The sequence below is a fragment of the Chlamydiifrater volucris genome, from assembly GCF_902806995.1.
GTDB lineage: Bacteria > Chlamydiota > Chlamydiia > Chlamydiales > Chlamydiaceae > Chlamydiifrater > Chlamydiifrater volucris.
In genome coordinates this window covers 1,092,389-1,104,880 of sequence record NZ_LR777654.1, presented here as the reverse complement: position 1 = coordinate 1,104,880, position 12,492 = coordinate 1,092,389, and the positions used below count along the sequence as shown (strand labels likewise).

The 12,492-nt window shown below is 37.7% G+C and carries 6 protein-coding genes and 1 tRNA gene; 4 read left to right on the top strand and 3 right to left on the bottom strand.

All coding sequences use genetic code 11. The features are described 5' to 3' along the window. Positions 1-22: 22 nt before the first annotated feature. Positions 23-2,179, top strand: a complete 2,157-nt coding sequence (locus tag KJA62_RS04715; RefSeq protein WP_213318979.1) for a GreA/GreB family elongation factor — start codon at positions 23-25, stop codon at positions 2,177-2,179. Between the two features lie 9 nt (positions 2,180-2,188). Here KJA62_RS04715 and KJA62_RS04710 read toward each other — a convergent pair. Next, positions 2,189-2,261, bottom strand: a tRNA-Ala gene (locus KJA62_RS04710). A gap of 72 nt (positions 2,262-2,333) precedes the next feature. Between KJA62_RS04710 and KJA62_RS04705 the strand changes: the two genes are divergently transcribed. Together KJA62_RS04705 and KJA62_RS04700 are read left to right on the top strand one after the other, a co-directional pair. Next, positions 2,334-3,530: an aromatic amino acid transaminase gene (locus tag KJA62_RS04705; protein WP_213318847.1), complete on the top strand. Its 1,197-nt coding sequence runs from the start codon at positions 2,334-2,336 to the stop codon at positions 3,528-3,530. Next, positions 3,517-4,539 (top strand): rod shape-determining protein MreC, encoded by a 1,023-nt coding sequence (locus tag KJA62_RS04700; RefSeq protein ID WP_213318846.1) that lies wholly within the window; start codon positions 3,517-3,519, stop codon positions 4,537-4,539. The genes KJA62_RS04705 and KJA62_RS04700 overlap by 14 nt, the downstream gene beginning before the upstream one ends. On the opposite strand, the gene KJA62_RS04695 is transcribed toward KJA62_RS04700, so the two are convergent. After that, positions 4,536-7,694, bottom strand: a complete 3,159-nt coding sequence (locus KJA62_RS04695) for a UvrD-helicase domain-containing protein (protein WP_213318845.1) — start codon at positions 7,692-7,694, stop codon at positions 4,536-4,538. The genes KJA62_RS04700 and KJA62_RS04695 overlap by 4 nt on opposite strands. 11 nt (positions 7,695-7,705) lie before the next feature. After that, positions 7,706-10,804 carry an exodeoxyribonuclease V subunit gamma gene (locus tag KJA62_RS04690; protein ID WP_213318844.1) on the bottom strand — a complete coding sequence of 1,033 codons (3,099 nt, stop codon included), beginning with the start codon at positions 10,802-10,804 and terminating at the stop codon, positions 7,706-7,708. Between KJA62_RS04690 and KJA62_RS04685 the strand changes: the two genes are divergently transcribed. Continuing rightward, the gene (locus KJA62_RS04685; protein ID WP_213318843.1) at positions 10,803-12,485 is read left to right on the top strand and encodes an MFS transporter; all 1,683 of its coding nucleotides are present in this window, start codon (positions 10,803-10,805) and stop codon (positions 12,483-12,485) included. The genes KJA62_RS04690 and KJA62_RS04685 overlap by 2 nt on opposite strands. Positions 12,486-12,492: the final 7 nt, after the last annotated feature.

Here is a 12,492-nt window from a genome sequence, read left to right as displayed (position 1 = left end):
TTCAAAAAGTTTAGAGATCGCCGTGGACTACTTAGAAAAACTTCAATACTTTATAGATTCCAACCAGCCTAACGAGTTTGTGACTCTTTGGGAAGAGTTTTGCTTCAACGATTTTATCAGAGGGGATGAGTTAGTCAGTATTTTGAAAAGCATCAAAGACTCCTCTGTTGCACCTATTTTTGGTAGAATAGCAGAAACAGTGCTTCCCCTCTGGGAGAAGCTTCCTAAGAGCGAAGAGAAAGACGAAGTTTTTAGGTTGGCTGTTGATTTACAAACGACTAACTCGAAAACATTTTTTGAGTTAGCTGTTAAGTTTCTGTCAGATAGGTATTCTGATTATGACCACTTTAATGATGCTTTACGATTTGTTGGTTTGCGAGAGAAAGGGGATTTTCAATTTGCTATTACTCGGTTCGAGTTAATTCAACACTTGAGGGTGGGCAATTTTGTCTTCCACTCTGGAGGATGGGGAGTTGGCGAGGTTATGGATAGTTCTTTCTTACAGAAGAAAGTTTGTATTGAGTTTGAGGGAGTTATGTCTGTTAAAGATGTTTCTTTTGACTCAGCCATAAAAAATCTTTCTCCAATATCTAAGGATCATTTTTTGACAAGAAGATTTGGTGACCCAGACGCTTTTGAAAAATTTTCTAAGGAGAATCCTGTTGAAGCAATTATATTAATGTTGAAGGATTTAGGGCCTAAAACAGCTAAAGAGATTAAAGATGAATTTTTAGATCTCATTATTCCTCAAGAGGATTGGAATCGATGGTGGCAAGGAGCTAAGCTAAAGGTAAAGAAAGACACTCGAATAGCATTCCCATCGAATGTTAGAGACCCTTTCTTTTTAACTACCAAAGAAGTTTCTCATTTAGATGTCTTCAAGAACAGTGTCTTGAAGATAAACTCCTTGGATAAACTATCCAGATTGACTGTTATTTATAATTTTCTTAGAGATTTTCCTGGGGAAGCTAGAAGAGAGCAAGGACGGAAGTTTATTCGAGGGGAGCTAGATAGGTTGGCAGATGATGTGGATCCTTCTATCTGTGTTCAATCTCTTCTGCTGATAACAGACTTTTTTGATGAGGATAGACGTCAAGAAATCAAAGATTTTGTCAGCTCGTATTCTGACGTGCCTGCTCTGATTAATGGTATGGGGATAATAAGTCTGCAGAAGGGTATGCTTACCTATTTGAAGACAGAGATTCCCAATTGGTTAGAGCTATTTTTTAATGTGTTCTTTTCAACTAATTCACAAGTTGTTAGGGAATATATCTTCAAGGAACTCAGGAATGATAGTATTGGCAAAGAGGAACTAAAAAACAAACTATTTGGGTTGATAGATAGACCCATGATGTTTCCCGATGTTTTTGTTTGGTTTTTTATAAAATTATGTGGAAAAGAGGATGGAATCTTTCCTCAGGAGGATAAGCAGATAAGATTATCGTTTCTTGAATCCGCTCTGAATTTTATGTACGAGGCTAGTAATTCCCCAAAGTACAAAGATTTAGGAAAGAAGATGCATACATTCTTGGTAGCTAAACGGTACCTAGTTGTTAGGGAGATTTTATCTTCAGCTTCTAACAATTACTTAAAAGAATTTTTGTTGTTATCAACAAAGTGTCCACAATTTTCTTCTACAGACCTTGGAGCTCTTCAAGGTATTTCTGAAGCTATTGATCCTGAGTTAAAGAAAGATAAGCAAGAGGAGGAAGAAATTTTCTGGTGCACTTCAGAAAGTTTCTCTCGAGTGAAGGAAGAGTTGGGATCTCTTGTCGGAAAAGAAATGGTTGATAATGCGCGAGAGATAGAGGAAGCTAGGGCTCTTGGGGATTTGAGAGAAAACTCTGAATACAAATTCGCTCTGGAGAGAAGATCTCGAATTCAAGAGCGGATAAAAATGCTCTCAGAGCAAGTGAACAAGGCCAGGATTTTAACAAAAGAGGATATATTCACGGATAGCGTCGGTATCGGTTGCGTTGTTTCCTTAAGGAATGAGTCCGGAAAGGATATAGAATATACCCTTCTTGGGGCTTGGGATGCAGATCCAGAAAGGAGCATACTGTCCATGCAATCTAAATTTGCTCAAGCCATGAAGGGATTAAAGCTAAACGACAAGTTCTCTTTTAAGGGGGAAACCTTTTCCATATTGAGGATAGGATCGTTTTTGGAAAAAGTCTAAACGAAGGATTGGAGCATAGCGGGGTCGAACCGCTGGCCTCAACAATGCCATTGTTGCGCTCTACCAACTGAGCTAATGCCCCAAAGGGAAGCAGTAAATCTAGCATGATAGAGGTATTGGAATCAATACCCTCTTCATGAAAACATGAGGTTATATGAGTTTTTTTAGCAATTTGCCATCTTTTCCACCAGATTCTATTTTTGGTTTGTCTTCAGCTTTTAAAGATGATCTTCGGGAAGAAAAGGTAGATCTTCTTATAGGAGTTTATGTACATCCTACAAAGCGCTTTGGGGGGTGTTCTGCTATAAAAAAAGCTATGACTCTGATAACAGAAGAAGAAACAAATAAGTTATATTTGCCCATAGAGGGTTTTTCTGGTTATGTTGATGAAATGAGAAAAATGGTTTTTGGCTCTGTGGAGAACGTAAGTACTATTTTCTCTTGCCAGTCTTTGGGAGGAACTGGAGCTTTACATTTGGCTGCAGTTTTGTTCTCGGCGGCTTCAGAAGTCAACAAGCAAGTATATATATCGGAGCAGAGCTGGGGAAATCATGAACGAATTTTTTCTAGTCAAGGCTTGGAGGTTATTAGATACCCATACTACGATTCTAATCAACATAGGCTGAAAACTCTAGAGTTTTTCCAATTTTTAAAAAGTATACCGGAAAAGTCTGTAATCTTGTTTCAGGGTTGTTGTCACAATCCAACGGGAACTGATTTTTCTAGTGACGATTGGAGAGAAATAGCTCAAATTGTCAAAGAAAAAGCTTTGTTCCCTGTCATAGATATGGCTTACCAAGGATTTGGAGAGGGGCTAGATCAGGATCGGTTCCCTGCGGAACTTTTTGTTAAGCTAGAGATTCCTGTTGCTGTAGCTGCAAGTTCTAGTAAGAATTTTTGCTTGTATGGAGAGCGTACTGGAATGTTCGCTATGTTTTGTCAGACGGAAGACGGAGTCAAGAAGGTTTCTTCCTTAATCAAAGAGAAAATTCGAGGAGAATATTCTAACCCACCAAGACATGGAGCTTTGATTGTTAATACTATTATGAAGAATCCGTACTTGCGACAAGAATGGCGTGACGAATTAGAAGAAATGAGGTCCTCTATGGACAAAAAAAGAAGCTTCTTTGTGGAAAATTTATCTTTGGAGTGCGGGGACTCTTTCGACTATATTCTCAAACAAAAAGGTTTTTTTGGGTATCCAGCTTTCTCTGAGAAACAAGTAAAGTTTTTAAGAGAAAAGCATGCTATTTACACAGCTCCTGGGGGTAGATTTAACCTTAACGGAATCTCTGAGAAGAATGTAGCCAGGGTTGTTAAAGGGTTTTCAGAGGCTTATGCGCAGCGGTAAGTTTCCTAAAAAAGCAAAAGTTTATTTCTTAGTTTTTTTGGGCGTCTTTGGTGCTTTGAGTCTTCCAAAGACTTTTCAAGAAAAAGTTAGAATAGCTTTTGTGGATGCCTATGTGTTTTTTTTCAAGGAATTGACTGGTAAAGAGCTGGAGAAAACAAACTCAAGTTTTTTAGAAACAGAAAATCTTTTGTTGAAGGGGGAGTTAGAATCGACTAAAGCCTTGCTCAGGGCTGTTTGTGAAGCAAAAAGATTGTCTCCTATTATGGAAGAATTTTTGCGCCCATACTACAAAAAATCCATAGAAGCTAGAATTATTTTTAGAGATCCAACGTACTGGGGAAGTTCTCTTTGGATTGATGTTGGTAAGGATAGTGTTATTCAAAAGCATAGTCCTGTTGTTTGCGGAAAACTTCTCTTAGGAATCGTGGATTATGTAGGAGAGAAGCAATCTCGAGTTCGAGTCATTTCCGACGTAGGAATGAAACCTTCTGTGGCTTCTGCAAAGTGCTCTATGAAATCTGGTAGTATCCAAATTCTGGCGGATAGGCTGGTTTCTTCTCTGGAAACTCTTCCAAAAGCTTGTTTAGAAGAAAAAGAGAAGACTAATTTTACTCGTTTGATATCAGAATTTTCTCGTTCTATTTACTGCGAAGGAGAGGGTCCAGTCTTCAGGGGGATTCTCTGTGGTTCTGGAAACCCTTTATGGAGTAGAGAGGTAGACGTTTTGCACGGAGAAGGGTTTTATAGTGCTTCCGAGAAGGGTGGAGAAGAGACTTTGGTTCCTGGAGATATTTTAGTAACAACAGGCTTGGATGGTATTTTTCCTCCAGGTCTTTTAGTTGCTGAAGTTACAAAAGTTTTTCCTCTGAAAGAGGGGTCTTGCACATTTTCTTTGGAAGCAAAATCTTTGATAAGTGGTTTGGAGCGGTTGGATTGGGTGAGTATTTTATCTCCAATGTCGTTTAATCCTAATGACAGGCCCGATATTTTTGGAACACCTTGGGATTAAAAAGTAAAAATTCCTTCACCTTGGTGCAGTCCTTTTAGGAAGATGAAAGCTATTTCTGGGCTTGATTGAATATCGAATTGTCTAAGAAATTTTTTGGTGGCGGAAAGATAAATATTGGCTTGTTTATCAAAATTATTGTGTTGCACGTATTCCAAAAGACTTTTTTGATCATAGTTGTCCAGTGTGGTAGTCTTCCAATCTATGAGGTAATAGGATCCTTGGTATTCGAAGAATAGGTCTATTACTCCTTTCCAGATATTGTCGGTATCATCTTTAGTTAAAAAATCTTCTTCTCTAAAAATTTTTTGTGGATTGATTTCGCAAAGTTGGAAGGTGTCTTTTTTGAAGGTTATGGGGGTTGTAAAGGCTTTAGAAATGATTTGAGTTATAAAAGCATCATAGCTGTGGAAGGGAGTATTTTTAGTAAAGTTGCAGACAATGGGGTTTAGAATTTCTCGTATTTTATCTTCTGTTTTTGCTGAAACAAAAATGGAGAAATCTAATTTTTCTAGGATTTCATGAACAAGAATTCCAAAAGAACGACCTCCAGGAGAAGATTCGCTGTCTTTAGTAGGAGAAGAGAAGTATGAATGGTGAGATTCATAGACTTTGGAAAAGGATAAAACATCAGAAGCTTCTACATGGGGAAGAGAGAATATATTTGGTGGACATAATAAACCGGTTAAGTCCTCCTTATGTGTCTCCGAATGAATGAGTTTTTCGGAAAAAGAAAATGATTCTGGGTGTTCTTTTGCGAGTGATTTTGCAAAATTTTCTGCGGAATCATGTGAGAAGTCTTTTATGTAGTTATGAAAGAGAGACGTTTTGGTTTTTGTATTGATTGGAATGTAGACTTGTCTCTTAGCTCGGGTTACGGCAACGTAAGTTTCATGAATTGACTCTGTCGTTGATTTTTTTGAGGATGGGAATAATCCTAAAAGAAAGACTATTTCATACTCTAGTCCTTTAGAGCTGTGAATAGTTGTGATTTTTACAGTTTCTTTGTCTTCCGTAGAGAAATGAATTTGTAAATCTTCTTCTTGCTCTTTTAGTTCTTCTAAATCTTTTAAATAGATGAGATATTGATCAGGATAGGGCGTTAGTTTTTCTAGATAAACGCTAAGAGATTCCATTTCTTGGTAGATCAGGCAGCCTTCAGAAGTTGTTGATAATAGGGTGGGCCCACAACGGTTCATTAATTTGTAAAAAGTAGAAATCAACTTTCTTGTTTTTAAATATTCCGACAATTCAACAAAATATCCTATTTCTTTTTCTAAGCTTTGTTGAATTTTTGAAGAAGAGTAACCGAATAAACAGCTAGAAAGGATAGCAGAAATTTTGTCGGCATTACATGGATCCCAAAGTATTTCTAGGAGTATCAGTAATAGAGAATGAGAAGGTGTTTTAGAAAATATAGACTTGGATTTACATAGAGAAGTAGGAAGTAAAGAGTTTCGAATAAAAGTGAAAGCATGGTCATTTTGTGACACAAGGACAGCCATATCCCCGAAGGGAATAGCATATTCATTATGCAATCGCAAAGCTTCTTGGCTGATGCTGGAAATAGCATCTTCGAGACTGTCTGCAAGGAAAAAATGAATGGGATTTCTAGGAAGAGAAAGAGGTTTTTCATTTCTTCCCGGCAGGCTGGGGCAGTAGTTAATAACTTTTTGCGTATCTGTTTCTTTAGAATGAATAGATACAAAAGGTTTTTTTAGAGAAAAAAAACTATTTATTGAACGCATAAGATCTGGAGTGGACCTATAATTGACGTTCATTTGTAAAAGGTGTTTAGAGGGAAAAGCGCTTCTAATGTCTAAATAAGCGGATAAATCTGCTTTTCTCCACTCATATATGGATTGTTTTGGGTCACCAATGATGAACAAATTGCCACCATACTCTTTGGTAATGAACAAAGAATAAAAAATATTCCATTGAGTTTTGTCTGTGTCTTGGGATTCATCGATCAAGACTAACTGGTACTGGTTTCTGATGTCATTTCGGATTTGATTGCTTCTCGTGGAGTTACCACAAACCAGGCTTTCTACTGTGGAAATGAGATCATCAAAAGAGAGACAAGGACCAAAAATAGATTCTAAGTACTTTCTTACATCATTAGACAAAATAGAAAATAGGTTCTCTTCATGAAAAAAAAGTAAAATATCAGAGAGTAAACCCGAAGATTTTATGGTGGAAAATATGACATTATCTACCTGTTGGGCAGACTTCTTGACGTTATTTGAAAAGGCCATAGCTAATCGATAGTGTAGGAATATAGAGGGAGCAGAAGTTTCTAAGGAATAATCATTTTCGGGGAAACTTTTTAAGTTGTATAAACTATGCAAGAAAGACGAGAGATCTGTTTCCGTTATGGGGATTTCTTTTTTTAGCTCTTTTCTTACTGCGTCTAGAGACTTGTACACAACTTCCCAAGGCATTTCTAATAAAGGTTCGAAGATTAAAGCGTAATGTCCAGCTTTTTTTGAGAAGTAGTCTTTTGTTGGATGGTCGGGTTGATTTGTTTTTAAAGATTCTTTCAATTTCTGCGTTAAACTATTACTTCCCGGTTTATTAGGGTTGTGTTGGTAAGCTAAAAAATGAAATTGTTGAGGGAAAAGAACTTCTTTCCATAAATCTTGGGATAAGTAATAAGAAATAGCTTCTTGGTAGCTTTGAGATCGAGTCATTCCCGGTGGAGGGGCGGGTATTTGAAATCCGGGTAAGTAATTATCCAATATTTTTCTACAAAAACCGTGTATCGTATAAACGGAAGATCTCTCCATGGTGGAAAGAGCTGATCGTACACGTATGTAAAGCTGCTTTACTTCTTCTTGACTTATTCCTGGAGATAGATAGTAAGGCCGATCTTCGATCGAAGTCCCATGGTGATCTAACAGTTTCTTTAAGTTTTTTTTTGCTGATAGTAAAGTTCTTTTGATTCTGGTTTTCAACTCTTCTGTGGCCGCTCTTGTGAAAGTCATAACAAGAACTTTATCCAAGCAGGAAATGTCGCCCGAGAGGACAAATCTTAAAATAATGTTTTCTATCGCAAAAGTTTTTCCTGTTCCTGCCGAGGCATCCAGAAAGAATTTTCCTCTAACAGAACTCTCTAAATTTGCAACGTTGAAGTCAACTGTTTGTTCTGTTTTTGTCATAACCTGTTTATTTACAGCAATGCATTATATAAATCGAAAACATTCTTTGTCTGTTCTTCGAGCTCTTTTGAAAAAAGCTCCCTGTTTTGCGTGGCCCAAAACAAAGGGGAGAGATCTCTGGCAAGATTTTTAGGAACACAAAATCTTCTCCAGTCTCCTTTGGACATACAAGACCATTTTATTTGATGAGTCTGATCTAATGTTTGATATAAAGGATAAGGAGCCTCTAATACGGAGAAGTAAGTATCCAGAACGGTTTGTAGGTATTTTTCTGGTTGAAAATCGTCTAAGAAGTGATGTTCCACAAAGATCTCGTTGGGAAGACAAAAAATTTCATAAATTTTTTTTTGGTGATCAGAAGAAAATATTTTTGCCAGAGAAAGTAATGCTAGGTGGAGCTTAGCTTCTATCCTATGGTAGAGGTAGGGATGGTTGTCGGAAAAAATGGAGTTGGGAAAACTTTTTTTGTACTTCAGGCCTATTGACGGAGATAGGATGCTCAATCCTCTGGAACTGACGCCGTGAATAGATCCTCTAAGTTTAATTTTATGGTCATTCCAAGACCACTCAATCTCTGGGATAAATTTTACCTTGGAACTTTCTTGAAATAGCAAAGGAGAGAAGCAAACAGAAGATAATGAAGAATGTTTTGATTTTTGTAGATCTTGTAAGAAAGAAGTTAAAAGTTGAGAATGTTTCAGAAGTTCTAATCTTAATTTTTCCGAGAGATATTTATGAGGAAGCAGGTCTTCGTCTTTTTCTATGTTAGTTTTTCCTGAGATATGACTAGTCCATATTTTCAGGAGGTCTTTGTACGACGTTGTATACAAAAGTGGGGAAGAAATGGTCGGAAAGATAGAGGGAGAAAATTTTGCTTTTTTGTCTAAAAAGGCATTTAGAGGATTTTGTAATGTGTAGATAATGTCTGAAATGGAAAGAGACAAGGTTTTTTCTTTGCTGGGGAAATCTCCTATTTTCTCTGGGATAAAGGTTTCTACGCAATTTTTTGGAGAGTAAAAAGCTCTTGCTAAATCAAAGTTTCGCGCGAAAGAAGAGTGCAAATCTTTCTTCTCCTGGAAATTTTCTTTGGAGAAAGGTAAGGCCGGAATGGTTTCTATTCGAATATAAGAGGCTTCAGCTATCCACTCGACTGGTGGGAGAGGAGTTTCAGGATTTTCTCCAGATGAAGAAAAGCTGATGTGTAAACTTTCCGCAGTAGAGATAATAATATCCAAAAACAAACTATTTTTATCGTCACTATTGTTGCTATCCTCATCTAACTCTGTTGGATCTGGAGCGATAGAAAACTCTTCAGAAGAGGTTGGGGAAGAAGCCCCTAGAACGAAAGTGTGTGCTGATGGAATTGAAGCTAAAGTATGAATTGGTCCTACAAGTAGCTTTCCTACAGGAAGGGATGTGTCTTGTTGAGAGCCTTCTATGAAATGGACACAGAAATCTAAAAAAAAGTGAAGAGAACAACGGATTTCCCGGTATAGGGATAAGTGTTTTTTAAGTTTTTCCAAAAGGAAGAGTTCATCGTCGTCAAGAAGAAAAATATCCTCCATTAGAGAAAAGATAATTTCAAGAAAGGTTTTTATCTCATTTTCTTCTTTTGTATAAAGCTCCTCTACCGCGCTTTGCGTGCGATAAAGAATAAGAGACATTTCTCCCAAAATTTCTGGACAAATGGTTTTTCCTGTTGCCTCTGAAAATGGGTAATTATCAATAATAGAATCCGCTAGTCGATATAGGTGAATCCCCTTTTTTCTCTCCGAAATGGGGACCTGATAAAAGATTTTATTCAAAAAAGACAATTGTTTCAGTAAATCTTCTTTAGATTCAGATATTCGTATGTCAGGGTGAGTAAGTAGTTTGTACAAGCTTGAAAGACCACCTTTGGATAACAGAAGGGTGGAAATTACACGAATTTTATTTTGGAGACGTTCCCCTGAGGGTGAAATTATTCCTCGGATAGATAAGGGAATATGTGGAGAGAAGATAGAACGAATAAGAGGTGCATATTCTTTAATATTTTTACATAAGACACGAATGTCTTTAGGCAAGACTCCTGAATGAATTAAGGTTGAGATGTGGCAAAAAAGATTTTGAACTTCTCTTGTTTTAGAAAGAGCCTTCTTTATGGTGATACTAGAAGGTTTTTGAGAAAAAGCTTCCTCAGTACTTTCGCGTAATTGGAAAATATCACTCTTTAAAAGTCCCAGAGAGGAATTTTCTTCCGGAGGAAAAAAATGTTCAGTTGATGGAAGATTTTTATCTAAAAAGAAATTGAGAGCTGATCTACAGGAACTAGATAAGTTGGCTAATAAGGAGTTTCTATTGTTAAAAACGTAATTTTCCCAGGACAGTAAGGCCTTTGAAGGAGCAATCTTTAAGTTGCGTTCTAGATATTTGTCAATGAAGTTATCAGAAATCATATCCCCAAAGTACTCTTTGGTCGGTAATAAAACATAAAAGTTCACAGGGATTTGCTCTGAGATTTCTGATAAAAAAGAAAGTATATGAAGAGGAAGTCCAGAAAGAGTAAAGACAAAAAGAGATAAATTTTTGTCCTTCAGACGGGCTTGTGTCCGAATTTCTTGCATAATATTGGTAGGGCTTACAAAATGGGAGCAGACTTTTTCGAAAAATAGCTGATAGTGGCTGTTTGTTCCTTCCGTAGCCTGACGATTTAGGTAGTATTTCCTAAAGGCTGTGGCTAGTGAGCGAGCGAAACTGAAGGGTATTTTGTTTTTTAGTGATTGGAAAAAGTCTTTAAAAAGGGGATTTTCTGTGTTTTCTTTGATTTTTTCGTGCAACCACACGGGGAGCATGGAAAAATCTGGAAAATCAGAGGTTTTGTGACAAAACTCTGTATACAGAAATTTGATGAAGGATTCGGGTGAGACTAGGATTTTAGAGCCAAGGACGGTCCGGTTCGACGAAGCGGATAGGAGCTCACTTTGGACCCAGTTACTGATCTCTATGGTTGGTACGAGAATTCGCCTTCTGGAAAAGGGTTCTTGCCTTGTAGAAAATAGATCTACGGAGAGCTTTGCCAGTAGATGGTGAAGGGAGTTACTAAAAAAAACATTATTTTCTTTGTAAGACATGAAAACATCCAGAGAGATATCTTTTAAATCTTTAGTTATAACTCATTTTCTCACAGTATTGAATGACAATTTGTACAAGTTTCTGTTGGTCTTTTTTCTCGTAAAGGATAAGTCTCCTCAGGAAAGCACAAAGGTGCTGTCTATTGTCAGTTTATGTTTCGCTTTGCCGTTTCTTTTGTTGGCGCCTTTTGCAGGGTCTCTGGCTGACCGGTTTAGAAAAAGAAACATCATTTTACTTACTAGAGCTGTAGAGGTTTTTTGTACCTGCCTCGGAACCTTTCTATTTTATATACAATCTGAGTGGGGAGGATATTTCGTCTTAGTGCTGATGGCTTCTCACACAGCCGTTTTCGGCCCAGCCAAGCTCGGTATATTACCAGAAATATTGCCTGTAGAGCAACTATCTCGTGCAAACGGGATCATGACGGCTGCAACGTATTCAGCAAGTATTTTAGGTTCTTGTTTGGCCTCTGTATTTTGCGGAATTACAGGGGGCTCGGGAGCTGAAAAATATGTCTTTATAAGTTCTTTCACCGTGATCTTTTCTTTGGTGGGGGCAATTATGGCATTCTATATATCTAGGAGCCGGGTCGAAAATAAAAACCAGAAGATACAAGTATTTAATTTCAAAGAGATCTGGGTGACGCTAAGATCCACTGTACATATTCGTTATCTAACTTCTGCGATTTTTCTAGGTTCATTTTTCCTTCTTATAGGCGCTTATGTTCAACTAGAAATAGTGCCTTTTGTTCAGTTTGATTTGGGTTTACCAGAGCACTACGGAGGGTATCTTTTTCCTATGGTGGCTATTGGGGTCGGGTTAGGTTCCTATCTTGCTGGGTTAGTCTCAGGGAGGAATATAGAGCTCGCGTATACACCATTGGCTGGGGTTGGGATAGGCGGATTCTTAGTGGGGTTGCATTTCTCTCCAACAATTTTTTCTTTGGTTTTGTGCTTGTTTTTCCTTGGTATTTTCGGTGGTTTTTATCAAGTTCCTTTGCACGCTTACGTTCAGTACGTTAGTCCAGAACATAAGAGGGGTAGAATCTTGGCTGCAAATAATTTTTTGGACTTCTTCGGGGTTTTGCTAACTTCTTTGGTTATTTGGGTTCTCGGTAACGTTCTGCAGTTAGATCCGGGAAAGAGTTTTTCTCTTATCGGATGGGCGGTTGCCTTATTAAGCTTAGGGTACCTCTTCTTTTGGAGAGAGAACTTATATAGACTGCTTTGTGACATTTTTCTGCAACATCATTTCATTAAGCATTTTCGGTTGCATGCATCTCCGAAATCTTGCTTTTTTTGCTGTGTAGACAACGAAAAAGAGTTAAATAAGGTTGTTGCTTTGTTGCCCAGGGTAACTCGTGTTATACCCGTGGTTTTCAAGAAAGATTTTTCTTTAAGAATGTTCTCTTTTTGTTTCTCCGTTGTGCGGGCAAATTTATCTGATGAAGATTCTGACACTTCTCTTAATGGGGCATTGTGTCAAACGGTGAATGCTGTTCGAGAAGGATTGGAGAGAGGGGAGAGTGTTTGCGTTCTTTGCATTGGGGGAGAAGAGGCTAGTGCTGCGGTAAAAATATTAGATTCCTTGCTTAAGGAAAACGATCTTTCCCATCAGAAAGTTGTCTTTAAAAGAAACGGTAATGGCAAGTTTTTTCTGGATTCAGATATCAGATTTTGAAGAGCGA